Source organism: Vibrio crassostreae, from assembly GCF_024347415.1.
GTDB classification, from domain to species: domain Bacteria; phylum Pseudomonadota; class Gammaproteobacteria; order Enterobacterales; family Vibrionaceae; genus Vibrio; species Vibrio crassostreae.
Genome location: NZ_AP025476.1, coordinates 1,350,738 through 1,376,680 on the forward strand (window position 1 = coordinate 1,350,738; position 25,943 = coordinate 1,376,680).

The 25,943-nt window shown below is 43.7% G+C and carries 19 protein-coding genes; 7 read left to right on the forward strand and 12 right to left on the reverse strand.

Annotation, left to right across the window (positions count from 1 at the left end; translation table 11 throughout):
- Nucleotides 1-93 precede the first annotated feature (93 nt).
- A complete protein-coding gene (gene nhaA / locus OC193_RS06225; RefSeq protein WP_048664785.1) occupies nucleotides 94-1,257 on the forward strand; it encodes a Na+/H+ antiporter NhaA in 1,164 nt (387 codons plus the stop codon).
- 191 nt (nucleotides 1,258-1,448) lie between these two features.
- Here the strand turns inward: nhaA and OC193_RS06230 are convergent, their stop codons facing one another.
- Together OC193_RS06230 and OC193_RS06235 are read right to left on the reverse strand one after the other, a co-directional pair.
- Entirely contained in the window at nucleotides 1,449-2,060 is a 612-nt protein-coding gene (locus tag OC193_RS06230; RefSeq protein WP_048658395.1) for an OmpA family protein, read from the reverse strand.
- Nucleotides 2,060-3,367: a TolC family outer membrane protein gene (locus OC193_RS06235; protein ID WP_048664786.1), complete on the reverse strand. Its 1,308-nt coding sequence runs from the start codon at nucleotides 3,365-3,367 to the stop codon at nucleotides 2,060-2,062. Before OC193_RS06235 ends, OC193_RS06230 begins: the two co-directional genes overlap by 1 nt.
- Before the next feature lie 302 nt (nucleotides 3,368-3,669).
- On the opposite strand from OC193_RS06235, the gene OC193_RS06240 reads away from it, so the two are divergent.
- The 4 genes from OC193_RS06240 (at nucleotide 3,670) to fabV (ending at nucleotide 11,592) form a co-directional block, all read left to right on the forward strand.
- Nucleotides 3,670-6,765 carry a VCBS domain-containing protein gene (locus OC193_RS06240; RefSeq protein ID WP_048664787.1) on the forward strand — a complete coding sequence of 1,032 codons (3,096 nt, stop codon included), beginning with the start codon at nucleotides 3,670-3,672 and terminating at the stop codon, nucleotides 6,763-6,765.
- A gap of 446 nt (nucleotides 6,766-7,211) precedes the next feature.
- Nucleotides 7,212-7,841, forward strand: a complete 630-nt coding sequence (locus OC193_RS06245; protein ID WP_017631427.1) for a TetR/AcrR family transcriptional regulator — start codon at nucleotides 7,212-7,214, stop codon at nucleotides 7,839-7,841.
- Nucleotides 7,842-7,896: 55 nt separating this feature from the next.
- Entirely contained in the window at nucleotides 7,897-10,179 is a 2,283-nt protein-coding gene (locus tag OC193_RS06250; protein ID WP_048664788.1) for an acyl-CoA dehydrogenase, read from the forward strand.
- A 210-nt stretch (nucleotides 10,180-10,389) separates the two neighbouring features.
- Complete coding sequence (fabV, locus tag OC193_RS06255; protein ID WP_048664789.1) at nucleotides 10,390-11,592, forward strand: enoyl-ACP reductase FabV; 1,203 nt, start codon at nucleotides 10,390-10,392, stop codon at nucleotides 11,590-11,592.
- A gap of 341 nt (nucleotides 11,593-11,933) precedes the next feature.
- Here fabV and OC193_RS06260 read toward each other — a convergent pair whose 3' ends face one another.
- Both OC193_RS06260 and OC193_RS06265 read right to left on the reverse strand, forming a co-directional pair.
- Complete coding sequence (locus OC193_RS06260) at nucleotides 11,934-13,616, reverse strand: aspartate:alanine antiporter (protein ID WP_017630384.1); 1,683 nt, start codon at nucleotides 13,614-13,616, stop codon at nucleotides 11,934-11,936.
- A 250-nt stretch (nucleotides 13,617-13,866) separates the two neighbouring features.
- A complete protein-coding gene (locus OC193_RS06265) occupies nucleotides 13,867-14,130 on the reverse strand; it encodes a GrxA family glutaredoxin (protein ID WP_009847069.1) in 264 nt (87 codons plus the stop codon).
- 406 nt (nucleotides 14,131-14,536) lie between these two features.
- Here OC193_RS06265 and OC193_RS06270 point away from each other — a divergent pair, with 406 nt between their 5' ends.
- Nucleotides 14,537-15,826, forward strand: a complete 1,290-nt coding sequence (locus tag OC193_RS06270; RefSeq protein WP_048664790.1) for an iron-containing alcohol dehydrogenase — start codon at nucleotides 14,537-14,539, stop codon at nucleotides 15,824-15,826.
- A 139-nt stretch (nucleotides 15,827-15,965) separates the two neighbouring features.
- On the opposite strand, the gene OC193_RS06275 is transcribed toward OC193_RS06270, so the two are convergent.
- From OC193_RS06275 to OC193_RS06295, 5 genes are all read right to left on the reverse strand, one after another.
- Nucleotides 15,966-16,820, reverse strand: a complete 855-nt coding sequence (locus tag OC193_RS06275) for a MurR/RpiR family transcriptional regulator (protein WP_004734686.1) — start codon at nucleotides 16,818-16,820, stop codon at nucleotides 15,966-15,968.
- A gap of 359 nt (nucleotides 16,821-17,179) precedes the next feature.
- Nucleotides 17,180-18,823, reverse strand: a complete 1,644-nt coding sequence (gene panP / locus OC193_RS06280) for a pyridoxal-dependent aspartate 1-decarboxylase PanP (protein ID WP_048664791.1) — start codon at nucleotides 18,821-18,823, stop codon at nucleotides 17,180-17,182.
- Between the two features lie 118 nt (nucleotides 18,824-18,941).
- Complete coding sequence (locus tag OC193_RS06285; RefSeq protein ID WP_048664792.1) at nucleotides 18,942-19,469, reverse strand: hypothetical protein; 528 nt, start codon at nucleotides 19,467-19,469, stop codon at nucleotides 18,942-18,944.
- 174 nt (nucleotides 19,470-19,643) lie between these two features.
- Nucleotides 19,644-20,549 (reverse strand): lysine exporter LysO family protein, encoded by a 906-nt coding sequence (locus OC193_RS06290; protein ID WP_048664793.1) that lies wholly within the window; start codon nucleotides 20,547-20,549, stop codon nucleotides 19,644-19,646.
- Nucleotides 20,550-20,603: 54 nt separating this feature from the next.
- Entirely contained in the window at nucleotides 20,604-21,524 is a 921-nt protein-coding gene (locus tag OC193_RS06295) for an HDOD domain-containing protein (protein ID WP_048664794.1), read from the reverse strand.
- Nucleotides 21,525-21,882: 358 nt separating this feature from the next.
- Between OC193_RS06295 and OC193_RS06300 the strand changes: the two genes are divergently transcribed.
- Nucleotides 21,883-22,464, forward strand: a complete 582-nt coding sequence (locus OC193_RS06300; protein ID WP_017060401.1) for a TfoX/Sxy family DNA transformation protein — start codon at nucleotides 21,883-21,885, stop codon at nucleotides 22,462-22,464.
- A 131-nt stretch (nucleotides 22,465-22,595) separates the two neighbouring features.
- On the opposite strand, the gene OC193_RS06305 is transcribed toward OC193_RS06300, so the two are convergent.
- The 3 genes from OC193_RS06305 to OC193_RS06315 all read right to left on the reverse strand — a co-directional run bounded on the left by OC193_RS06305 (nucleotide 22,596) and on the right by OC193_RS06315 (nucleotide 25,859).
- Nucleotides 22,596-23,138: a hypothetical protein gene (locus OC193_RS06305; RefSeq protein ID WP_019822601.1), complete on the reverse strand. Its 543-nt coding sequence runs from the start codon at nucleotides 23,136-23,138 to the stop codon at nucleotides 22,596-22,598.
- 287 nt (nucleotides 23,139-23,425) lie between these two features.
- Nucleotides 23,426-23,923, reverse strand: a complete 498-nt coding sequence (locus OC193_RS06310) for a response regulator (protein ID WP_048664795.1) — start codon at nucleotides 23,921-23,923, stop codon at nucleotides 23,426-23,428.
- Nucleotides 23,916-25,859 (reverse strand): ATP-binding protein, encoded by a 1,944-nt coding sequence (locus OC193_RS06315; protein ID WP_048664796.1) that lies wholly within the window; start codon nucleotides 25,857-25,859, stop codon nucleotides 23,916-23,918. The genes OC193_RS06310 and OC193_RS06315 overlap by 8 nt, the downstream gene beginning before the upstream one ends.
- Nucleotides 25,860-25,943 lie beyond the last annotated feature (84 nt).

Genomic DNA, 25,943 nt, shown 5'->3' on the forward strand with positions numbered 1-25,943 from the left:
AAGAAGTGATTATCTATCAATTAGACTTGGATATAAACTCGTGGTTATTCTTTGTTATTCGTTTATTTAAATAATAAATATAAGGGCGAAATCATGACCGACGTCATCCGTGACTTCTTTAAAATGGAATCTGCTGGCGGCATCATCCTAGTAATCGCTGCGGCGATCGCAATGTTTGTAGCAAACTCACCACTGAACGAAATGTACCAAGGTGTACTTCACAGTTACGTTCTTGGTATGTCTGTGTCTCACTGGATTAACGATGGCTTAATGGCTGTCTTCTTCCTTCTAATCGGCTTAGAAGTTAAGCGCGAACTTTTGGAAGGCGCATTAAAGTCTAAAGAGACAGCAATCTTCCCAGCTATCGCAGCTGTGGGTGGTATGTTAGCTCCTGCACTTATTTACGTGCTATTTAACTCAAGTAACCCTGAAGCGCTTCAAGGTTGGGCTATCCCGGCTGCAACAGATATCGCATTCGCACTGGGTATCATGGCTCTTCTTGGTAACCGTGTACCGGTAAGCCTGAAGGTATTCTTACTAGCATTGGCAATTATCGATGACCTAGGTGTTGTTGTTATCATTGCACTGTTCTACTCAGGTGACCTATCAACGCTTGCACTGACGGTTGGCTTTATCGCGACTGGTGTGTTGTTCATGCTAAATAACAAGCACGTAACTAAGCTGAGTGTGTACTTAATTGTTGGTGCGATCCTGTGGTTCGCTGTATTGAAATCTGGTGTTCACGCAACATTAGCTGGTGTAGTAATTGGTTTTGCTATCCCACTAAAAGGCAATAAGGGAGAGCATTCTCCGCTGAAACACCTAGAGCATGCTTTGCACCCATACGTAGCTTTTGCAATTTTGCCAATCTTCGCATTTGCAAACGCAGGCATCTCACTAGAAGGCATCTCAATTTCAAATCTTACAGGCATGCTACCGCTTGGTATTGCTATGGGTCTATTGGTTGGTAAGCCACTGGGTATATTCCTATTCAGCTGGGGTGCTGTGAAAACGGGCGTAGCTAAGCTTCCTGAAGGTGTGAACTTCATGAACATCTTCGCGGTATCTGTGTTGTGTGGTATTGGCTTTACGATGTCTATCTTTATCTCTTCATTGGCATTTGGTCCAACGAATGCAGATTTTGATACGCTAGCTCGATTAGGCATCCTGATGGGATCTACGACAGCAGCTATCTTAGGTTACTTCCTGCTAAGTATTTCTCTACCGAAAACTAAGCACCAAGAAGTAAAACTATAACCGGTAATTGGTTAGGTTAACGATCGAGCCGATTCCTGTGTAGCAAGAAGAGCCACTGAGTCATTCCCGAGATTCAGTGGTTACAAAGAACAAAAAGCCGTGATAGGCAACCCTATCACGGCTTTATTGATCTTGTCGCTAAGCAGTCTTTGTAAGATAACCCACGTTACACTTTCAGTGACAATGTCACGCTATTTTTCTAGCGTGGTAAAAATGGTCCATTCTTCTACGATCTGCTCACTTAACCCAACTACTGTCGCTGTTACCTTACGGTTCAGTGCGTGTGAAGTAGGGTCATCACCATCGTTTTCTAATCGTTCTTCACCATAGCCGACAATTCTCACACGCTCTGGTTCGATACCATTCGACAGTAACTCGTCTTGAACATTGTTTGCTCGTTTTTTTGAAAGGTCTAAGTTGTACTCGTTGGAACCCACTTTACTCGCATAGCCTTGTATTTCAATCGATGCACTTTTGTAGGTTGCAAGAAACTCTGCCATCGTGCTGATCTGGTCTGAGAAGATTGGATTCACTTCAAATGAGTCATGAGCAAAGAGTATTTTTAGCTGTCTGACTTCTTCCGCACGAATCGTTTCTCCACAACCATCATTGTCGACTTGTGACGTTTCAGGCGTACCAGGGCAGATATCACGAGCGTTTACCACACCATCTTTATCATCGTCTTGCAGGTCTGCAATCTGCTCAGCTTCAGGTGTCTCGATATAGGCCTCTTCCTGCTGGTTCGAACAGGCAAGTAAAGTCATCGTTAACACGGGAAGTAATAAGTAAGGTATTTTCATCATTAATACTCCACGGGCGTAGTCCACTCTTCTGGAATGTCGACCAGTAGAGCATTCAATAAAGAACCTGTCGCGTTCATCACACGGTACTTAGCGTACTGCTCTGAATAGTGGGCATCTAGGTAATCTTTACGGGCTTCAAATAGTTCGTTCTCAGTGTTGAGTAAGTCAAGCAGAGTACGTTTGCCTATTCGGTATTGTTTTTCATATGCGATAACAGTTTCCGAAGCTGAATCAACATGGTCGGATAGAAAGTTCTTTTGTTGTAACGTTAGATCCAATGCACTCCATGAGAGGCGAAGACCTTCTTCCACTTGTCGATAAGCGCGATCTCTCAGGTCTTTGGCTTTGTTCAATTGGTATGCCGCAGCTTCTGAATTAGCACTGTCTGTTCCGCCGTTGTACAAGTTATATCGCATGCGTAGCATCGCGAGGGTCTCTTGACTTGAGCCTTCATCGCCACCTGCATCATCACGCCACGACTGAGAAGCCTCGATGGAGAAGGTAGGGTAGTTCACGCCCTTTGATTGTTTGTATTGGAAGTGGGCTGAATCGACATCTGCGTTTGCGACTTTGATTACAGGGTGCTGGTCTAATGCATCAACAATGGCGTCGGTTAATGACAAAGGAATTCTAGAAATATCGGCTCTTGGGTAGATTAAGCCTAGGGGTTCTTGACCAACTACTCGTCTAAACTGGGTGTGGGTATCGATCAAATTATTCTGTGCGGCCAACAAGTTACCATGAGCTTTTGCAATCCTAGCTTCTACCTGAGATACATCCGCTGTTGAACCTATGCCTGAATTCGCTCGTTTCTTTATATCTTTATAGATTTTCTTGTGTATTGAAAGGTTACTTTCTGACAGTGCCAGCACTTCAGTGGCTTTTACTGCGTCTAGATAAATTTGTGTTACCTCAAGCGCTTTGTCTTCGGCATCCGCGATCAATTGCAAACGTACCGACTCGGCTTCTGCGGCAGTACGATCAATGTCGTACAGTGTCGCGGAACCATCCCACAGCAATTGAGTGAGAGAAATCGTCGCTTCCTTTCTTGTTAGATCGGTATCGGGGCCGTTATTTGGTGCAGGGTTTATACCTTCGTATCCAATACCAGCATCAAGATCGATGCTGGGCTTGTATGCGCCTCCAGAGGCATCATTACGTTTTTTCACGCTCACATATTCATTAAAGATGCTTTTTATCTCTGGATTCGTTGCCAAAGTAATAGCTACAGACTGTTCCAGAGTTTGAGCGGTGAGCGGTGTTGCAGTAACTAAGCAGCACATGATGGATAATTTAAACAATTTCAAAGTAGCTCTCCTTCTACTTTCAATGTCTCATCCGTTTCCCAACCTACGTTTACCGCTGAATTGAGAGAAGGGTATTAAACGAAGCTTAGGACATTTGCAAAAAAATGCGAAGTTTGTTGGTTTTTTTTTTGAATGTAAGTCGCTATTGCTATTGACTAATTTTCAAAGTGCTTTATCTGAACCACTTTGGTGAGTTGATTATCAATAGTGCCACTACTAAATTTATTGTAGGAAATAGCCACAGCGCAGAGTGGGATTGAATCCGCGTTTGGTGTGTTCTGGGTAGAAGTGGGAATATGGATATGGGAAACATCAACCTAAATATACTAGGCCTTGTTAGCGGGAGTGTAGTGCTCGACGCTCAAGGTCAAGTTAGACGTTTGTCTCCGGGCGAACAACCATCCGCTAGCGACGTAATTATCAGTTTTGATACTAGTGAAGAGAGTGTGCCAAGTGTTTCTGCACGTTTTGTAGATAACCAGGGCCAACAAAATGTGCTAGACACTGATGATGCGATCGCTCAAGTTCAGCGTGCTATTGAAGAAGGATTTGATCCAACAGAACTAGGAGATGAGTTTGATACTGCTGCTGGTGAAGAAGGCTCGAGTTTGACCAACAGCGGTAGGATTGAACGTACTGGAGCTGAAACTCAAGCCGCCACGAATTTTGAAACTGAAGGGTTTGAGTCTCAAGGATTGTCAGAAACTCAAAGTATTGCTCTTTTTGATATCATCGCTTTTGCGCTTATTTCAGGTGACACTAACGCTATTGAGTTTGAGCAGGATGAACCAATCGAGACAGGCGGCGCCTTAATCAGCGATGATCCGGACGTTACCTTTATTGGCAAAGAGGTTGTTGGAGATAATGCTCTCGGTACCTTTGTTGTAAACGAAGATGGTACTTGGACTTTCGTGGCCAACAGTCCTTATGATGAGCTTGCCGATGGCGAACAAATTCAAGACACGACAACAGTACAAACCTCCGATGGAGGCGAACAAGTCATCACTGTAACGATAATCGGTACTGATGATGCGGCTGTAGCCACTGATGACTCAGGCAGTGTGACCGAGGACATCGATGTAGATGACATCACCAATCAATTGGTGACGTCTGGTCAGATCGTGATTACAGATGTAGACAGCGACACTCCCACCTTTTCAGCTGATGGTGAGTTTAACCTCGTAGGTTCAACAAACGACTCACAGCTAGGCATATTGAGCATCGACCCCGACGGTGCGTGGACTTACGTAGTTAACAACGATGATGTTCAGTACTTGGATGACGATGAGTTCGTAACCGAGGTTTATACCGTGACAGCAAGTGACGGTACCACGAGCGAAGTGACCATTACTATTAACGGTGCAGATGATCCATCTGATATAACCGTTGGCGAAGGTGATTCAGACACAGGTGAAGTGACTGAGGATGTGGATGTTGACCTAGAGAGCAACAACTTAATAACTTCCGGGACACTGACCATCACCGATGTCGACGATAACGATGTCGCTGCTTTTCAACCAAACGGTGTGTTTAATCCTGAAGGCTCAACCAATGATACCGCGTTAGGTATGTTGACCATAACCGATGATGGCGAATGGACGTACGTCGTAGATAACGATGATGTGCAATACCTTGACGACAATGAGTTCGTTACCGAGGTTTACACGGTTACTGCAATAGACGGAACCACCAGCGAAGTGACCATTACTATTAACGGTGCCGATGATCCGTCCGAGATTACCGTAGGAGAAGGTGACTCTGATATGGGTGAGGTGACGGAAGATGTCGACGTTGATCCTGATACCAACGAACTTTCAGCGTCAGGTACTTTAACGATTACTGATGTCGACACGAGTGACATGCCAGCCTTTAAACCTAATGGTGTGTTTACCCCGATTGGGTCTACTTATGCTCTTGCTCTGGGTATGTTAACGATTACTCCGGAGGGGGCATGGAGTTATGTCGTTGATAACGATGCGGTTCAATACTTGAACGATGATGACGTAGTTATAGAGCGATATGTCGTAACCGCTATCGATGGTGTTGAACATGTTATCGAGATAACAATCAATGGTGTCAATGATGCACCTGAAGCGACGAGCTTTACGGTCGTCAATGATGAGGACGCGGTCATACCAATCCTTTTCGATTCTGAAGATGGTGGTATGCCTGATTACATCTCAGATATAGAAGATGACCATGATGACATTCCACTTAATATTAGGATAGAAAGCTTGCCAACCAACGGCAGCCTTTTGTATACCGACGAAAATGGCGTCACGAGAGAAATCGTTCAGTCTGATGTTGATAACGGTGTGTTGTTTGTTCCGAACAATATCAGTTTTGTTGCTGGACCTGGAGAGATGTTTGAAATGGGCTTCAGTGGTGATCCTGAGGATATGCCAGAACTTGTTGATGGTTTCTATAATTGGGGGGAAGAAGTTTCACCAACAGAGAGACTTATTACGCTAGATAACGGTAATACGATTACAGTAACGATCGAAGATAACAATGATAAACCGTTGAAACAGTATCAAGGCGAACAATCTCATGTTGGTTTTGGTATTGGTGATACTGATGGTAGAGGTATGAACAGCCAGGAGACCTTGGTCCTCGACTTTACTAATAATCCATTAGAGGTTGTTGATTTTGGTTTAGATGGTTTGGGTGGTTCATTTAACACTGATAGTAATGTTTATGTTGAAGTGCTCTATACCTTTGCTGATGGCACGACTCAGACGGAGCAATATCAAAAAGATCCAGGGGATACGGGGAATAGCCAAATTCTGTATGATTTTAGTTATTCTTCACCAGACAATCCGATTGTTGGGATGGAGCTGTCATCGACAGGGGGCAGTTGGGAGTTACGCTATGTCCAAGGTAACGAGGCAGTAACCGAAGACCCGCAGTTTGATTACGTCGCAGTCGATTCTAATGGTGCAGAAAGCACGGTAGAGACGGTCACGATAGATATCGAAGATCCGCAGCAATATAACGTTGTTAGTGCGGCGAGTAATGAACCCTTGTATGCACAGTCAGGTAACGATCTGCTGATTGGAGATAGCGGAGATAATATCTTCACTTGGCTAGACTCCGCGCTCGACAACGGTACTGATATTATTAAAGATTTCGAGCTTTATACTGCTGGTTCTGGGGACCTGATTGATCTCAATGATTTGGTCGAAGATCCTCAAGACGAGACTCAAATGGCAGAGTTACTTGATGCGATAGAGGTCTCTGTCGACGGAGAAGATATCGCGTTGTCCATTCCAATCAATGGAGGGGATGATGTTCAAACTATCGTTGTTGAGGGGATTGCGACTGAACTGGGTGGTTCGGTTGACCTAGGTAATGACCTAGCAGTGCTGGGAGAGCTGATAAAAAATGACGCAGCTTAATTAGATAAAGTGAAAGGTTCTAGCACTCAATGTAAGCAAAGCCCTCGATTTTTCGGGGGCTTTTTTTGTATCGAATACCAGCCAAAGAAAAGGTATCGGAATAACACACAAAAAAAGCCCAAACCAACGTGGTTTGGGCGGATACAAGTATAGGAGTTAATAAGGAAAATGCAGTAATTAAGAAAGCAGGGAGAAAAACAAGTTTGACGGCCTGTTAAACTTCTAAATACTCTGTTTTCTACATATTTTATGACCCTCCTTTTCAATTTCAGTTCCCAGAAAATTCATTAATTTTTTCTTTTTTTGCAAACACACGTCGATTCAATCGGTTAGTGCAGACTTTTATTAACTGGTACGACCAATTTGTGAAAATGTGATGTTGCTTGCTTGTTAAATAAATGTACTAAGCGTATATTTCAAACAGTTGTTTAATACGAGTGATTGAAATGGCACCAAGAAGTACAACCAAAGACAAAATCTTAGATGTGGCTGAAGGCTTATTTGCTGAGCACGGTTTTAATGACACCTCTTTACGCACTATCACGGGTAAAGCCAATGTCAATCTTGCTTCAGTGAACTACCACTTTGGCGATAAGAAGACTCTGGTTCGTGCCGTATTAAATCGATACTTAGAAGCATTTATGCCTGCACTGCAAGACGCTTTAGTGAACTTAAACTTGAACGAAACGTATTCAATGAGTGACGTGTTTGAGTCTTTAAGACAGCCACTAAGAGCACTTAACGATGTAAGGCCAAATGGCACGAGCCGATTTATGTTACTCATTGGTCGAGGTTATACAGATGTGCAAGGTCACTTGCGTTGGTTCATTACAACTCGCTATAGCGAAGTACTGACTCTGTTTACCAGCTCAGTCATGAAAGCTAATCCAAACCTCACCCAAGAACAATTATTTTGGCGATTGCACTTCACCCTAGGGACTTGTGTTTTCACCATGGCTTCCAGTCAGGCTCTCGTTGAAATTGCAGAGAATGATTACGGTAAGCGAATAGATGCCAAAGCAGTGGTCGATATTCTTATTCCATACTTGGCCGCTGGCATGTCAGCAGAAGAATAAAACAATAAAAAGCGAAACATTCACAACCAAAATAGTGAACAAAAGGATCTGAACTATGAGCTCTCTAAGACAAAAATGGGTAAGTGACCCAGCTTTTAAACTCTTTAAAAAAGTACTACCACCACTATCTAGTACCGAGAAAGAAGCGATGGAAGCCGGTAGTGTTTGGTGGGACGGAGAGCTGTTTTCTGGTAAACCAGATTTCACTAAGCTGCACCAATATCCAAAACCTCAGCTGACAGCAGAAGAGCAATCGTTCATGGATAATGAACTTGAAACTTTGCTTGCTATGCTTGATGACCACCAAATCGTAAAAGAAGACCGAGACCTTCCTGAAGAGGTTTGGAACTTCTTGCGTAAAGAACGTTTCTTCTCGCTAATTATTGCGAAAGAGTACGGCGGTCGTGAATTTTCAGCACACGCGAACTCAAATATCGTAACTAAGATTGCGACTCGCAGTATCAGTACTGCGGTTTCAGTCATGGTTCCAAATTCTCTTGGTCCAGGTGAACTTCTGTCTCACTACGGTACTCAAGATCAAAAAGACTACTGGCTACCACGTCTTGCTGACGGCACAGATATCCCATGTTTCGCGTTAACAGGCCCTGAAGCGGGTTCTGATGCGGGTGGTATCCCTGATGTCGGCACTGTGTGTATGGGCATGCACGAAGGCAAAGAGACACTAGGTATCAAGCTTAACTGGAACAAGCGTTACATTACGCTGGCACCAGTGGCGACTGTACTTGGTTTGGCTTTCAAACTGCACGATCCAGAGAAACTGCTTGGCGACAAAGAAGACATCGGTATCACTTGTGCACTAATCCCAGCTGACCACGAAGGTGTTGTGATTGGTGAGCGTCATGATCCACTTGGCCTTGCATTTATGAACGGTCCAACACGCGGTCATGATGTATTCATCCCTATGGAATGGTTAATCGGTGGTGCAGATTACGCAGGTAAAGGCTGGCGTATGCTTGTGGAATGTCTTTCTGCAGGTCGTGGTATTTCACTACCAGCACTAGGTACAGCAATGGGCCACTTAACTGCGAGAACAACTGGCGCATACGCTTATGTTCGTAAGCAGTTCGGTATGTCGATTGGTAAGTTCGAAGGTGTTGCTGAGAGCCTTGGCCGTATTGGTGGTTTAACGTATCTACTAGAAGCCACTCGTACGCTGACAACTACTTCACTCGATATGAAAGAGAAACCGGGTATCGTAACGGCTATCGCGAAGTACCACATGACAGAGATGGCGCGTACGATTCTGAATGATTCAATGGATATCCACTCAGGTCGCGCAATTCAAGATGGCCCAATGAACTACTTGGCTGCGCCTTACCTAGGTATTCCCGTTGCTATCACAGTAGAAGGTGCGAACATCTTAACTCGTAACCTTATGATCTTTGGTCAAGGTGCGACACGTTGTCACCCATACGTCCTAAGCGAAATGGAAGCGGCAGCAAACCCAGACGAGAAGCAAGGTGCGAAGGACTTCGATAACTTGTTGTTCAAGCATATTGGTCACGCGACTAAGAACACGTTTGGCGCGTTCGGTGCGGCATTAACAGGCTCTAAGTTCATTAAAGCAGATATGAGCGGCCCAACGAAGCCTTACTACCAAGACTTAACTCGCTTGAGCCGTGCGCTTGCGGTAAGTGCGGATTTCGCAATGCTAACGCTAGGTGGCGAACTGAAACGTAAAGAGCTTATCTCTGCACGTCTAGGTGATGGTCTAAGTTACCTATACATGGCGTCTGCAGCTCTTAAGAAGTATGAAGACGAAGGTCGTCAACAAGCTGACCTAGACTACGTACATTACGCGGTTCAACACTGTTTCCATAACGCGGCTAAATCTCTACAAGAAGCGTACAGAAACTTCCCGAACAAGATGGTTGGTAAAGTACTTAAAGGTCTCGTTTTCCCGGTAGGTAACCATTTTGAAAAACCAAGTGATAACCTAACAGTACAGCTGGCTGAAAGTTTGATGACTCCGGGTGCACACCGTGAACGTCTGACTCATCTTTGCTACATCGGTAAAGAAGAAGAGGATAGCGTTGGCCTAATGGAAAATGCGTTCGATGCGATGTATAGTATTAAGCCTCTTGAGCGTAAGATCTTCAAAGCAGTGAAAGAGGGTAAAGTGGCTCGTAAAGGTCTATTGCAAGATAAACTTGCTCAAGCACTGGCGGCAGGCGTTCTTACTCAAGACGAAGTTGACCAAATCATTGCAGCAGACAAACTACGCTACGCAGCGATTCAAGTTGACCACTTCAGTCATGACTATAGTGAAACTTTGACGCGAAAAGAGTTAAAACCTAAGCTAAATAGCGTTGCTTAGATAAAGAAATGACAAAAGGCACCTAATCAGGTGCCTTTTTTTGTTTTTGTCGTAGAAGTCGCAATAGACGCGTTAACAAATGGTGACTTAGTCAGCAAATATTCGCTGAGTGCTCCAACCACTTGCATTTTCACCACATTTTTACAGAAATTAGATGCCATTTGCGTACGAAACTTTTATCCTTAACCTGATTTTTTAAGGAAGTTGAATATGATCATCAAACCTCGAATTCGCGGATTCATCTGTACTACAACACATCCAGTCGGTTGTGAAGCTAATGTAAAAGAACAAATTGCTTACACAAAAGCTCAAGGCCCAATCGCAAACGCACCTAAACGTGTACTAGTTGTTGGCTCTTCAAGTGGCTACGGCTTGTCTTCACGTATTGCGGCTGCATTTGGTGGCGGCGCTTCAACTATCGGTGTTTTCTTCGAGAAAGCCGGTACTGAGAAAAAGCCGGGCACAGCTGGTTTCTACAACTCAGCAGCGTTCGACAAGCTAGCTAAAGAAGAAGGCCTGTATTCAAAAAGCCTGAACGGCGATGCTTTCTCTAACGAAGCGAAACAGAAAACAATTGATCTGATCAAAGAAGATCTAGGTCAAATCGATATGGTTGTGTACTCACTGGCGTCTCCAGTGCGTAAAATGCCAGAGACTGGCGAAGTGATTCGTTCAGCTCTAAAACCTATCGGTGAAACGTACACATCAACAGCTGTTGATACGAACAAAGACACTATCATCGAAGCAAGTGTTGAGCCTGCATCTGAAGAAGAAATTAAAGACACTGTGACAGTAATGGGCGGTGAAGATTGGGAACTTTGGATCAACGCTCTTTCTGAAGCGGGTGTTCTAGCTGACGGTTGTAAGACTGTTGCTTACAGTTACATCGGTACTGAACTAACGTGGCCAATCTACTGGGATGGCGCGTTAGGTAAAGCTAAGATGGACCTAGATCGTGCAGCATCAGCGCTGAACGAGAAACTAGGCCAAACTGGCGGCACTGCAAACGTTGCTGTTCTTAAGTCTGTTGTGACTCAAGCAAGTTCTGCAATCCCAGTTATGCCTCTTTACATCGCTATGGTGTTCAAGAAGATGCGTGAAGAAGGTATTCACGAAGGTTGTATGGAACAGATTTTCCGTATGTTCAGCCAACGTCTATACAAAGAAGACGGCAGCGCGCCAGAAGTAGATGAAGTGAACCGTCTACGTCTAGATGATCTTGAGCTTCGTGAAGACATCCAAGATCACTGTCGTAACCTATGGCCTCAAATCACAACTGAGAACCTAAAAGAACTGACTGACTACGTAGAGTACAAAGAAGAGTTCTTGAAGCTATTCGGTTTCGGTGTTGAAGGCGTTGATTACGAAGCTGACGTTAACCCAGCTGTTGAATTTGATGTTGCTGACATCTAATTCAAACTATCGAATCTAAACGAATAGGCGCTCATTGAGCGCCTATTTTTTTGTCTGCTATTTGAGTAAACAGATTAAGAGCAAATACGGGATTCGACTGGTGGGATGCGAAGAGGCTAAGAGCAGATACGGGGTACGAGTGGCGAGATACGAAGAGATTTAAGAGCGGATACGGCTACAGCGATTCGAAGGGGGACAAGAGTAGCAAATAAGGGACGTAGAGGTTAAAAGCTGGGGGCGAGGCTTGAGCTGCTTAAAACAGACCATAAAAAATGCACTAACCCAAAGTGAATTAGTGCATTCGAAATATCTAAGCTTGGTTACATTTAATGCAGTAGGTGCTAGCTAATGATGATGATGAAAGTACCTGCTAAGGTCATCAATATATTGGCTATCGCATAAGTACCTGCGTAACCCAGAGCCGGAATGGTTGAGCGAGCGTGGTCGTTTACGATGTCCATTGCCGGAGCACAGGTTCGCGCACCGATGATCGCACCAAATAGCAGCGCTCGGTTCATCTTCAACACATAAGCACCAACCAAGTAAGCGAAGAATACCGGCAGCACACTCACCACCAGAGCAATACCAATGACCTGTGGGCCAACTTGGGTTAAGTGCTCAAATATCTTACCACCGGCGCTTAAGCCGATACCGACCATAAAGAACATCAAACCGAGGTCTTTGACCATGTTCAACGCACCCTGAGGAACATAACCGAAAGTAGGGTGGTTCGCTCGTAAGAAGCCAAGCATGATGCCTGATAGAAGAAGGCCAACCGCGTTGCCTAGTCCAAATGACACCTGACCGAACGTCATGGTGATCAAACCAAACAAAATACCCAGAATGAAGAAGCTACAGAAGGCCATCAAATCCGCCATTTGACTATGGATCGAGATGAAACCAATTTTCTCTGCTAGGCCGTGAACACGACTCTTTTCGCCACTCACCTGCAGTACGTCACCTTTAGAAAGCACGATGTTTAAGTCCATCGGCATTTCAATCTGAGCACGTACTACGCGGTTAAGGAAACAGCCGTATTCGGATAGATTTAGGTCTGAAAGGCGCTTACCTGCGATGCTGTCACTCTTAACGACGATCTCTTCTTCCACGATACGTAGATCGAGAAGGTTACGGTCGAAAACCTCTTTACCGTTACGGAAGCTCGGGTCAAGACGTGCGTGGCTGTCAGGGAAACCTACCAATGCGATTTCGTCACCTTCTTGCAGAATTGCATCACCATCTGGGTGGGCAAGAATACCATTACGACGAATACGCTCTATGTAACAACCCGTTTGGCGATAGATACCTAATTCACGCAGGTTCTTACCGTCAGTCCAAGAGATAAGCTCTGGTCCCACACGATAAGCACGAATGATAGGAAGATAAACCTTACGCTGACCAGAAGCACCTAAACCACGCTCTTGAGCTATCTGCTCTGCCGAATCGTGTAGATTTACTTTCTGCAGTTTTGGAATCAGGCGAGCGAACATGATCATGCTGATTAAGCCAACCAAGTAAGCCATCGCGTAACCCACCGATAGGTTTTCGATAATCAGGCTCAAATCCATGTTTCTTGGTACTTCTGCTAAGCCTGAGTTGAGCGCGTCTTGTGCGCCTACCAAAATTGGTGTTGCTGTAAGCGCACCCGCCATCATGCCGGCAGACAAGCCAAAGCCTAAACCAAGGTAATGACTACTGAAATAGGTTAGGGCAATCGCTGTAGAAAGTACCACAAGGCTCAGAATGAGGTAGTGCTTACCGTCTCTGAAGAAGATACCGAAGAAGTTTGGACCCGCTTCAATGCCAACACAGTAAATAAACAGCATGAAGCCAATGGTGAGTGCATCTGCATTAAAAGAGAAGCCAAGATGTCCCATAACGAGGGAAGTAATCAGAACACCGATTGAATTGCCGAGTTGGAGACTACCGAAACGAATTTTACCAATGGCTAATCCAATCGATAAAACAACAAAGATGAGGAGAATGGGGTTTTGTTCTAACAGAAAAACAACGTCGATATTCACAGTGGTCGCTCAATAATTGGCGTGAAACACAGGGTAAGTTTGAGAGGTGAATTGTATCTAAATATAAATAAATTATAAGCGATATTTTGCTAATTTACTTGATTTTGACCTTATTCTTATTCCGTATGAAAACTGGTCATAAAAAAAGCCCGCTACAATGAGCGGGCTTTCTATAAATCGTACAGTCCAACGCATAAATTGGTCAGTTGTTTAAGGTCTTAGCCTCGATTCTCTTGTGAGAAATCCTAGCTTAGTCGAAAAGACCTAGGTTTTCTTTTGCGTATGCTTCAAATTCTGTGCAGCCGCCGATGTGGTCTTGGTCGATGAAGATTTGTGGCACTGTGTCTACAGGCTTACCAACAGTCTTTTCTAGGTCAGCTTTGCTGATGCCTTCAGCGTGGATGTCAACGTAACGGTAGTTGAAGTCATCGCGTTTAGCTTTAAGAGTTTCAGCATGCTCTTTTGCACGAACACAGAATGGGCAAGCAGGGCGACCAAAAATAACTACAAACATTTAATTTCTCCTAAATACGGGATGAGGCTCGTTAACTCGATTATGTTAACTATTCTTTAGTGAATGCCACTCAAAATTTCTTAAAACCAACTATGCCTCAATGCCATGGGGAAATAAAGATGGAATTACCTCTTAATACAATAGGTTTTGTCTATCAGAGCAAATAATGGTCACAAAAAGGATCCATGTTGATTTCTGATAGGTATCTAGATTGATTACCCTTAATTTAAGAGTGTGAATTACCCCTAAGAATACGACTTTAATCCATCTTTAATGCGACAAGTTGCACCTCGTCAAAAAAAGCTCATACAGAACGAGGCATCTTAATACTGATGCACGATACAAAGACTAAATTCCAACAACCAAGAGTTCGCAGTTTTGTTCAGTCATAGGCGCAGGAGGCACCATGTTTCAATTTATGACATCTACAAAGATCATCTTTGGTGATGGAGCACTTTCCGCTTCATTGTCTCTCTTTAATCAATACGGCTATAGCGTGCTATTGGTTACAGGCAATACATTAGAGCGCACTTCAGTTGTTACTGACTATCTCGATGCGCAGAGTATGCGTTATCAACACATTGCCGTTTCCGGAGAACCTAATATTAAAATGGTCGAAGAGGCCGCTATTTCTGCCCGTCGATTTAAGCCAGATATGGTAGTCGCGATGGGTGGAGGCAGTGCCATCGATATGGGAAAAGCGTTAGCTGCGGTTTTACCTAATCAAGGCAATTTATACGACTATGTTGAAGTCGTCGGGCGTAATGTACCTCTTAAAACTAAACCTCTGCCATTTATTGCTATTCCAACCACTGCGAGCACCGGCGCGGAGGTCACTAAAAACGCGGTGCTGAAATCAGGGCAAGACCAAGTGAAAGTAAGCCTTAGAAGCCCAGACATGCTGGCTGACGTTGCGATTGTCGACCCAACCCTAACTCATGGAACTAATCTGTATTTATCTGGACGAGGTGCGATGGATGCATTTACTCATCTAATGGAAGCCTACGTGTGTGGTGAACCCAACCCGTTAACCGATATGATCTGTGAAGAAGGGCTGCGTAAGTTGAGTAGTTCTGTGGTTCGGGCGTGTGTTTATGACGAGCCTCAAGCACGTTCTGATCTTGCTTTTGCTTCTATGCTTGGTGGTATGGCGATAACAAACGCCAAGCTTGGTGCTGCCCATGGTTTAGCTTCTGCATTAGGAGGCAAGATTTCAGCGCCTCACAGTGTGATTACCGCGCGCTTAGCTCCGTTCGTGATGCTGGAAAATATTGCGGTTGCGAGAGAAGAGAAAAGATTAGACATTTTAGCGCGTTATCAGCGAATCGCTCAGATAGTGATAGGTAACTCCGAAGCAAAAGAAGAAGAGGCGATTTCTTGGTTATCTGAAGTGCTGGATACGCTTAAGTTACCCAATTTGCAGGAATTTGACGTCTGTGAAGCTCAGTTTGATGAGGTTTCTGCCGATGCGCTCAAGTCAGTGGCTATCAAAGGAAACCCTTTGCCGTTAAACCAAGAGAGGCTAGTGCATATTCTGAAACAGGTTTGCGAGGAGTGCAGTTGTGGAGAAGGGGATCATGAGGCGGCTTCAATGAACCAATTTGAAGAATCTGCAGTAGAGTCTAGCTTTACCATTATCAACTCTTATGCGTCCGAGAACAGCGTGGTAGAGAAAGGCAACAGTTGGACTATTTAACGGCCTTCGATCTGTCTGCTATATAAATCAATATAAACTATTTTAAACAGACAAATAAAAACGGAGCTTTTAGGCTCCGTTTTTTAATAGCTATCTTTTTGTTCTTACCTTAGAGGCTCTTTTCTCGAACCCTAGAAGGTTAGAACTGAGAGTATTTCTCGTAACGTGAATCACGAAGAGACTCTTTAACGCGCTTCAGGTTCTCTCTGAAACCAGAACCACGACGAAGCGTAAAGCCTGTCGCTAACACATCAATAACCGTCATTTGAACAACTCGGCTTGCCATTGGCATATAAACGTCTGTGTCTTCCGGTACATCCAATGAGATAGAAAGCGAACTTGCTTTATCTAGTGGAGAGTCTTTTGCTGTGATAGCGATAACCGTTGCGCCGTTTTCACGGGCTAGGTTTGCAATCTCTACTTGGCTCTTAGTGCGACCAGTGTGAGAGATAAGAACAATAACGTCATTATCACTGCAGTTAATGCAGCTCATTCGTTGCATCACAATGTCTTCGAAACACGTGATTGGGATATTAAAACGAATAAACTTGTTTTGAGCGTCTTTGGCGACAGCTGAAGAGGCACCTAGTCCGAAGAATGAAATGCGTTTTGCTTGAGTCAGCAAGTCAACCGCACGGTTTACTTGCATCGCATCTAGACTGTTTTTAGCAACGTCTAGACAAGCCATAGTTGATTCGAAAATCTTATGCGTATAAGCATCCGGACCATCATCTTCTTCAACATTACGGTTCACGTAAGGTGTACCGTTCGCCAAGCTTTGAGCTAGGTGAAGTTTGAAGTCAGGAAAGCCCTTTGTGTCTAAACGACGACAGAAGCGGTTAACTGTAGGCTCACTCACGTCAGCCATTTTAGCTAAGGTAGCAATGCTAGAATGAATTGCAGTTTGAGGGGAAGCCATGATTACTTCGGCTACCTTACGCTCAGACTTGCTGAAATTTTCCAGGTTTTTTTGTATTTTTTCTAATGTATTCATAGTGTTCACAAGGGTATAGAGAACAACTTGCTAGTTAATATCTTTTACCAGGGGGTATGGCTGAAACAAATATCAATAAGTACAAAACCAAACTTAGATTGGGTATCGTAAATACTGCTGCATCAAATAGATATCAAGCTAACTAGCACCATAGAGTCAGTATAAACCCAACATACTATTTACTAATACAAAAACACGGCATGAATGCTTAAGAATATGACAAACCTCAACAAAATTTTAGAAAAGTACAGAATTGGAAGAGGGTTTGAGCAAAAAGAATGCAAATTGAGTATGAACTGACAGCTTAGTTACATCAAAAAGAAAGAAATTTTCAATTTGATGCAACTAAAATTGAATGGCTATGCGTTGATTTGCGTAACCAACTTGGTGATTTTACCCATCAAGTTAGGCGCTAGTTTAGAGATCTCGCGTTGTTCTTCAAGCACTGAAGAAAGAATCTCATTACCCGTTAGTGGGTTAGCTAACACGACGCGGAAAACAATGATTGGCTGGTGTGCCCAAGCTTCAGGATTTAAACGAGTACGTGACACAAAAGACTTGCCGGTCTCACGCTGCTTCTTCTGAATAAACTTAGTCAGTTCATTAAGTAACTCGTTCAGCTGTACGCGTTGTTCAGGCTCCGCTTTAAGCAGCGCAGCTTTAACTGATTCAGGAACATAGCGGTAAGTCAGCAGGCAAAGCTCTGGCTCTGATACCAACTCAAAATCGCTTTGTTCTTTAATCAGATCGGCGAAGTAACGTGCCTTGTTGATACTTTGGTCGATCAACAGCTCATAACCTGGGCGGCTAATTATGTGCATAGCTGCGTAAACCAGCATTGCCATGCCTGAACGAGAGCCTTCAAGAGTATGACTGCCTAAATCTTTTGAGCCTTTACGAAGGATGTATTGAGCGTGATGCTCAATCGCTGTCATCGCATCTGGTTTCTTAAACAGAACCATGCCTGCGCCCATAGGGATGTAAAGCTGTTTATGCGCATCGATGGTGACGGAGTCAGCCAATTCGATACCATCAAGCAGGTGACGATGATTGTTAGACATCAAGGTCGCACCGCCCCAAGCAGCATCCACATGGAAGTGACAATCTGATTCTGCACACACCTCAGCAATATCTTTAAGTGGGTCGATATTGCCAGTTTCGGTCGTGCCAGCCACACCGATCACGGCAAAAGGCTTAATCTTGTTCTGTTTTAGTTGCTCAATCTTAAGTCTTAGGTCGTCAGTGCAAATACGGTTGTCGTTATCCGTCTTAACCGATACCAAACCTTCTTGGCCAATACCAAGCACATCTGCGGCTTTCTTAAGAGAGTAGTGACCACGTTCAGAGACTAAGATGGCGAGGCCTTCATAGTCGTAGTGCTTCATGGCTTTGAATAAGCCTTCTTTCTCTACACCTTTGAACGAACCTTGTGCTTTCAGTGCATTGTTACGTGCAACCCAAAGCGCCGTAATGTTCGCGATGGTACCGCCAGAACAAAACGCACCCAAAGAGTGGTTTGCACTGTGCATCCAACGAGAATAGAACTGGTCATTATCTTGATAGATTAAGCGATGTAACATGCCCAGAACTTGGCGCTCTAGGGGAGTGAAAGCTTTGGAGGTCTCAATTTTTACTAGGTTCTGATTCAGCGCAATCATGATTTTAGAAAGCGGCATCAGGAAGTACGGCAACGCAGACGTCATGTGACCAATAAAACTTGGCGAAGACGTATGTACCGAATGAGACACGAGCGAATCGAGGAGATGCTCAGTATGTTCAGAAACAAACTCAGGTTGCTCTGGGATATGAGCATTTGAAAAATCTTTCTCAATTTCACGCAGCGGCTTTTCTTCAGCCACAATATGTTCACGTAAGAATTGATTCAGGTTTCGTGAAAGTTTGTCTTCAATTTGAGTGAGTGTTGAATCTGGGCCTTCCGGTACCGTGAAGATACGTAGAAGACTGTCGAAGCTAACATCTGCTGTTTTTTGTTCCGTAACCATAGCAAGCGAGTTATTTTTCTAATATTGACGCGAGCGGGACAATCTAAACGAAAACGGGAACAATGTCCCGTCTTAATTATGAAATCCAACTTCTCAAAAAAGCGTATTAAATGAGTGGTTATTTACACTTAATCGCTTCAAGTTTAGCAATCGACTGGTTGTAGCGTTGAAGCGCTGTGTCGATTTGCTTAGGGTGGCTAAGCAGTTCTGCAAACGCTGAACGTAGCTCGTAGTTTTGAGCATGAGGCTTTGATTGGCGGTCGTCGAACGTGGTTTTTGCTACTTTACCTAATTCGTCATCGCGCTGTGAAAGCGTCTTAATGTCGTGTTGCTCAAGTTGCAGCCAACCTTCAACTGGTTGCTCTGTTGCCACTTTGCTTGAGTCGTTTACTAAGTAGTAGTGAACGGCTGCACGATTTAGCTCAAAGTGGTGCTTACGACCTTCTAGGAACCACTCACTTACTTCTGTTAGCTCTGGATATTGCTCAGAAGTTAATGCAGTAAGGTCAGTATACCAACCTAAAGAAGCGTCGATGTACGCATCATATTTTTTTGCTTGGCACTGGTTTGTCTCAGACATTGAATCTGCTGCAAAAGAGAAAGTAGAAGTTGTAGCTAGCAGTAATGCGACGCAAAGGCGTTTCATAGTGGTTCCTTTTGTAAGTTTATTCTTTTTATAACTTTGTCGTTACAGGTTACCGTGATCGTTATTTGTTGAGCAATGACACTTAGTGTCTTTTTATTTCGGTAACTGTATCGGTGTCTTGGGCATTGGTATTCGAGTTGCATTCTAATCTAAAACAAACGCTATTCCTGCGATCTAGTTAGCAAGAGATACAAAGAACAACATCAATATCGGAACAAGCAAGCTTAGGATAAAGCCACTGACGATAGCGATAGGCACACATCGAACGCCGCCTGTTGTTTGAATAACCGGTAAGGTGAAGTCCATCGCAGTAGCACCAGCATAACCAATAGAGGTACATGGATAGCTGCGGATCAGCACTGGAATCAGTACCAAAGCAACCAACTCTCTTAATAGCTCAAGCATGAACGATGCGCCGCCATAGACAGGGCCAAAGGCGTCACCCATCAAGATACCTGCCAGAGAGTACCAGCCAAATCCAGAAGACATAGCTAGGGCTTTGAAAAGAGGGATATCAAGGATGTAAGCAGCGATCACACCGCCTAACATTGAGGTCATGATGATCGTGATTGCGATAACCATGCCGTGCTTGTTGAGCAGGATCTGACGAAGTGTCAGCCCGCTATTACGCAGTTGAATACCGATAAAGAAGAGAAGAACAAACAGAATCCATTCGCTTGCGGTATCAACCCAATCGAGGCCAATAGGCAGTACTAAGCCAGCGATAAGGCCTGAACCCACCACTAGGATCAGCTTGGCAGACTCCATTGCCATAGAAGAGAGGGGAAGCTTTTTGTTACTGCTGTCAGTCTTGAGTGGCAGTAACTTATCAATAGCGGGCAGCGCCATCAGGTTACAAACGCTTAAGCAGACGAAGAAAGTGGCGGTGTAAAGAAGGATTGTCTGTAGATTACTGCCTAAGTTATCGAGAGCGGCTAAGCTGAGTCCCATTAACGCCAGAATCACGTAGATCAACCGCGATGTTGAGCGGTTGATGAAGTCTAGCGTATGAGCGTTCGAAATTGAAAAAAGATACCCCACGACGAGTGGCGCAAATATAAAGATCATCCCTGTAAACATGCTTTCCCCATTGCATTTACTTCATATTACATTTACTTGTCACTTAACAGTAACTTAGAAGCCGCTAGTATTGATCACGTCGCTTAGCTTTGCATTAAAATCATGTTTGCTCAAGTTGCTTAATTTATAAAGCACCTCTGCACCTGTCACGTTAAGCTCAACTTCGTGATCATCGATGTTCTCATCCTTGTTTCTGAACATCAGCAGGTGGTTAGCGATTCGAGCAATATCTAAGTAAGACACTTCACGTTGTTCGTGGTTGTTGATGGTATTGCTGCATACATCAATAAAGTCGCTGTCAAAGCCCCAACGGTTAAGCACCAATTTACTGGTAGCAGAACATTGGCCTTGGAAGATTTGTAGAGCAATGTCGTGGTCTAGGTAATTGCCATTTTCGAGGTAGAGGTGGTATTCGCTAACCAAACAGAACAAGCCAATATCAGCCAGCAATCCAACAAGCAGTGATTTTTCATGTTCAAGGTAGCGGTATTCAATAGGAGAGAGCTCTTTGAAGCCGTTGGTAACCAATACCATAGTGGCGCCCAGTTCTTTGGATACAGAAGCGCTATTAACCAATAACTCATTACATTCTCTGCTTAGGTTCACTGAATGTTTGAGTTGCTCTATGGCTTGAGCTGTCACGATGTCACGAACTCTTAATATGCCAAGGCGGGACACGGCTGTCATGATATCAACACAAGTAATATTACGTCGGTTAAAGACGACAGAGTTAGCCACACGAATGACGATAGCAGTGAGGCCTGGATCTTCGAGTAGGCACTCGGCAACTTCGGCAATCCCGGTTGACTCAAGGGTACAGAGCTTTTGAATTTTCAGTACAACGTTAGGGATAGGAGGAAGTGTTATTTTTCCCGCTGAGATAGAATGGCCAACAAGTTGGGCAAACTCTGATTCTAGACCCTTTAAGAGAAGAGTCTTATTTTGTGGTAGCCAGAAAAACGATAAATGATTCATATAAAAAGTAAAAACATGTATGTCCTGCCATTTTACAAGCCACGATGCTGCGAGGCAATACTCATCCGTCCACATAACCTTTAATAATTTGAACCGGTGTATCACTAGGTGTCCAAATTCAAGCATGGTTTGATAGTTTACTGTGACGTCAATCATGAAAAACCAGAATACTCAATTGATTGATGTGAACTATGTCCAGACTTATTTTTCTTTTCGAAGTATGATTTATTTAAAGGTGGAAAACGAAACCATAATATTCACCTATAGAATAACAAAATAGATTTAAAATTTTTCGCATAACAAGCTGCTTGTCTGGTGATCAACCTAATCGGGGTAATTTGATTAAGGATCAACGGATATGACCGAGACAGCATTTATTAATTACGTGAATCAATTTGGTGAGCATCAAAAACGTTCTATGTTCGGAGGTATTGGCCTCTTTCAAAATGACGCTATGTTCGCTTTATTGAGTGAAGGTTGTTTATTCATTAGAGGTGGAAAATCATTAGATAAAAAACTGACCGATCTTGATTGTGAAAAGTATCGTCATGTAAAAAAACAGACAACAGCTACCGTAAATTACTACGATATTACGGATCTGTTTACATGTGAACATCCTGAATTGGATAGTATTATTCGTACTTCAATCGATAACTCAATTCAGCAACGTAGCTTCAAGAAATCATCAGCTAGCCGCAGATTAAGAGATCTACCAAACATGCAACTTACGTTAGAACGCATGGTTAAAAAGGCGGGTGTGGATGATGTTTCAATGTTTATGCAGTTGGGCGCGCCTGAAGTGTTTAATAAGGTTCGCGAAGCGTACGGAAACGATGTTGACCTAAAACTACTTTGGAAATTTGCGGGTGCAATTGATGGTATTCACTGGAAACTATTACAAGAGCCACGCAAGCAGCAATTACTAAAGAGCTGCCACTAAAGAAGTTTGCCTTATATGCTTAAGATTACTGTTAATAAATAAAAACCGAGGAATGTCCTCGGTTTTTTTGTTTTTGTCTTAGCAAGTTTGAGAGGCTAAGAGCTTATCTGTTCGGGCTTTAACGTTAAGTACTAGTACTTGAAACGAGCAGTGAACATAAGTTGGTCACCGTAGAAGTCGTTAATACGAGCTTCAGCACCTAGAGAGAAAAGCTCTGTAGAGTGGAAACGCGCGTAAACAGAACCTGTCCAATCATCGTTGTCATCGATAGAAACGTAACCACCTTTACCACCAACTTCTAGTTGTGGACCAAGCCATTGGCGAACACCAACGTTGATTTCCATACCGATATCAGTAGAGCTTGAGTTCTCTGGCTGAACGATACGAGCTAGCATTTCACCTGTTAGGTCTGCCCAGTTGTTTAATGGAGCGTGGAAACCAAGACCTACAGCTGAGTCGTAATCGCCTTCAAATTCTGAATCGATACGTGCTACAGCATGAGCGTTCGGGTGAATTGACTTACTGAACGCACCACCAAATGTTACTGGGCTAGCACCGATGCGTGCTTCAAAGTAATCATAGTTAAAGTTGCTCATTACCTGTGGTTGTTCATCAACAGCTAGTGCTTGACCAGAAGCCAATAGCATAGCGGTAGTAAGTAGAATTTTGCGCATAACGACCGTAAACCTATATTAGTGTTAATTCCTTTGGTTTGAGACAAATCGGCAAACCATAAACATTGAGACAGTTTAATCTAACTCACGGAAAAGTAATCCTTTAAAATGTAAAACCTTACTCATTTAGTTAAAAAACAAGCAAATTAAGGATCAGTCTGTAACGGAGATCTCATGTTTTAGAGCGAATGAGAAAAATAGACGAACGAATTATCCAAAATTTGTATGTATTCGGGCGGTTCTTATATCGGATGCCGCTTTTCTCAGTATCTATTCACCAATTAGTGCTATTCACCAAAACTGGTGCGTTTATCCGCCATGGAAGTCAGTATACGCTCGGTATCTAAGATGGAAGTCCAGTTAAGCAATTGTTTGTCGTTGGCAATGACATAGTCAGTCAATTGTTGAGTAATCGTGTCTCTCAGTTGGTCGCCTTGCCAAGGTTTTGAAATATAGAAATCAAGTGCAGCGTTGTTAATGGCCGTTACGGTATCTTCAAGCCCAGCTTGCCCTGTGAGTAGCAGTTTACGCGTTGGCTTGGTCGCGTCGTGTTGGTTGAGTTCGATCAGAAAATCGATGCCGGTTTTTTCTGGCATGATGTGGTCGCACAAGATTAACGCGAGCTTAATACCATCTTGTCCCATTTCTTTGATTACTTGCATGGCTTCATCGACCGATTCAGCACCTTCAACCAGAAAGTTCTCTTCAAATATCGCCAAGTCCTGAAGGACACTATTGAGAACTTCAGGTTCATCATCGACACATAAAATTAGGTACTTATTCATGAGGTGCTCCTTCTTGTTTGAATGGAAGCCACACTTGCATGTTTGTATGACTGCCTACCTCTGACTCCACCAAAATAAATCCTTGATGAGCCGAAACGATTTGTTGAGAAATGGATAGCCCAATCCCTAAACCAAAGTTACCTTCTTTTTTGGTCGTGAAATTTGGGTTGAAAATGGTGTTGATGTCTTCTTTGGCAATGCCATGGCCAGTATCGGAGATTTGCACCACAAGAAACGTGTCGTCACCTTTTGTATGTTGAGAGGTAGTAATGGACACTTTGCCTCGTTCAGAAAGGGCATCGAGCGCATTGGAAAGAAGATTGGTCCACACTTGTTGCAGAGAGAGTGACTGGCACAATAAAGGCGGTAAGTTGGTGTCGTAATGCTTCTCGAGTTGGTGATGTTTGAGTCTGTTTTCAAAGATCACTAAAGTATCTTCAAGCCCTTCGTGGATATCTGTGTAGTGGCGAACTTCTTCATCTTCTCGGGCATAGCTTTTTAGGCTTTTGACCATATCGGCAATACGCTTGCTGCACACTTGAATTGAGCGGATAGAGTTCCCCACATAATGGTAATGCTCTAAGTCATTGAGCAGCTCTTTGCCTGCGACAGGGGAGTCTTTTAAGGTATCTAAAACCGCAGCGTCTTGGCTTAGGTTGAGCCTCACGGCTTTTTTGGCCAGAGCGCGATCATCGATGGTCGATGTAAGGTGTTTTACCAGCTGTCTTTCTTGTGCCGTGGATAGCGGCTTCGCTAGTTTTGAATGCGCTAATACGTCAGTCCCTTTGTTTGATTCAGGGAGCGAAGAGTTCTCAAGTATCTGGTCTAGGTGTTCAGATAGAGTTTCAATACTACGCAATATAGCTGCAATCGGATTATTCAGTTCGTGAGCAACGCCGGCTACCAGCTGACCTAACATCGCCATCTTTTCTTTTTCGATCAATTGCTGGTGGGCTGATTCCAGTGACTCGAGTGTTTGCTGAAGTTTGATCTTATTGGTGATGCTACGTTGCAAACGTCGATTGAAATGACGGAGCAGTAGATTGGTGAATAGCGGCAGCAAGGTATTGTTGGAATGCATTACCTGCGCAAAACTGTCTTTATCAAGCTTAATCACTCGCGTTTGGGTAAGAGTGATGCCAGTAGAGAATGAAGGTTCGCCTGTTACGAATGACATCCCACCAACAATGTTTCCTTTAGAGTGACGCACTACCTCTCTTTGTTGCCCCAATTCATCCTTTTTGTAGAGTGCTACTTCGCCTTCAATGATTAACCATAGGAAGCGATTGTCTTCACCTTCAACCGTTAGTAAGTGTTCTGGCGAGTAATCTCGAATGGCCTTGGATTTGTCATCTTTAGAGAATACCTCCTGCAATGCACTGACGACACGCTCGGCAAGAGCATTATCAGAAAGCTGATGGTAATCATGAATGAAACCAGACTGGAACGAATGAATCTTTTGCTCGATGTGTGCTCTGAGTAAGCGCTGTTGATCCAATGCATCACTGTAATAGAGTAGGTTTTCTGAGTCGTATTGAATGACAAAAGACGTTAGCTCTTTTTGCGCTGACTTGAATAGAACCTGATCTTGAACTGGTTTGGTTAGGCAGTGATTGAGTCGACCTTCATTCACTGCGGTGAGAATGGATTGAATGTCTGACGAAGCGCTGACTAATATCGTTCTTGCGGTATTACTATGGGGCAGCTGTTCAAGTTCAATTAGAAATTGCACACCATTAAATTGAGAATGATGATGAGTGATCACCAAGGCAACAGTTTGGTGGTGATCATGGATATCTTCTAATGCGTGATGGGCGTCTTCTATGTTCTCGGCAGTATAAATATCGAATACAGAAGCCAACGGAGCCAGCTCCGAACGTATTCTTTCAATGCTAACCGGATTATTGTCCAAACAGATAACAGCGTATTGATTCACAGCTTAACCTTAATAGTAGCGACGCTTCTAGCCTAGCAAGAACCGCTGAATAAGGATGAGAGCTAGCCGTTAATTTGTTGAGGC

Excerpts from the sequence above, each read along its gene's own strand:
- OC193_RS06240 (WP_048664787.1), top strand. The coding sequence starts at position 3,670 with ATGGGAAACATCAACCTAAATATACTAGGCCTTGTTAGCGGGAGTGTA.
- OC193_RS06285 (WP_048664792.1), bottom strand. The coding sequence starts at position 19,469 with ATGAAACGCCTTTGCGTCGCATTACTGCTAGCTACAACTTCTACTTTC.
- OC193_RS06245 (WP_017631427.1), top strand. The coding sequence starts at position 7,212 with ATGGCACCAAGAAGTACAACCAAAGACAAAATCTTAGATGTGGCTGAA.
- OC193_RS06275 (WP_004734686.1), bottom strand. The coding sequence starts at position 16,820 with ATGAATACATTAGAAAAAATACAAAAAAACCTGGAAAATTTCAGCAAG.
- OC193_RS06290 (WP_048664793.1), bottom strand. The coding sequence starts at position 20,549 with ATGTTTACAGGGATGATCTTTATATTTGCGCCACTCGTCGTGGGGTAT.
- OC193_RS06310 (WP_048664795.1), bottom strand. The coding sequence starts at position 23,923 with ATGAATAAGTACCTAATTTTATGTGTCGATGATGAACCTGAAGTTCTC.
- OC193_RS06265 (WP_009847069.1), bottom strand. The coding sequence starts at position 14,130 with ATGTTTGTAGTTATTTTTGGTCGCCCTGCTTGCCCATTCTGTGTTCGT.
- nhaA (WP_048664785.1), top strand. The coding sequence starts at position 94 with ATGACCGACGTCATCCGTGACTTCTTTAAAATGGAATCTGCTGGCGGC.
- OC193_RS06250 (WP_048664788.1), top strand. The coding sequence starts at position 7,897 with ATGAGCTCTCTAAGACAAAAATGGGTAAGTGACCCAGCTTTTAAACTC.
- OC193_RS06230 (WP_048658395.1), bottom strand. The coding sequence starts at position 2,060 with ATGATGAAAATACCTTACTTATTACTTCCCGTGTTAACGATGACTTTA.
- OC193_RS06295 (WP_048664794.1), bottom strand. The coding sequence starts at position 21,524 with ATGAATCATTTATCGTTTTTCTGGCTACCACAAAATAAGACTCTTCTC.
- OC193_RS06300 (WP_017060401.1), top strand. The coding sequence starts at position 21,883 with ATGACCGAGACAGCATTTATTAATTACGTGAATCAATTTGGTGAGCAT.
- fabV (WP_048664789.1), top strand. The coding sequence starts at position 10,390 with ATGATCATCAAACCTCGAATTCGCGGATTCATCTGTACTACAACACAT.
- OC193_RS06305 (WP_019822601.1), bottom strand. The coding sequence starts at position 23,138 with ATGCGCAAAATTCTACTTACTACCGCTATGCTATTGGCTTCTGGTCAA.
- OC193_RS06270 (WP_048664790.1), top strand. The coding sequence starts at position 14,537 with ATGTTTCAATTTATGACATCTACAAAGATCATCTTTGGTGATGGAGCA.
- panP (WP_048664791.1), bottom strand. The coding sequence starts at position 18,823 with ATGGTTACGGAACAAAAAACAGCAGATGTTAGCTTCGACAGTCTTCTA.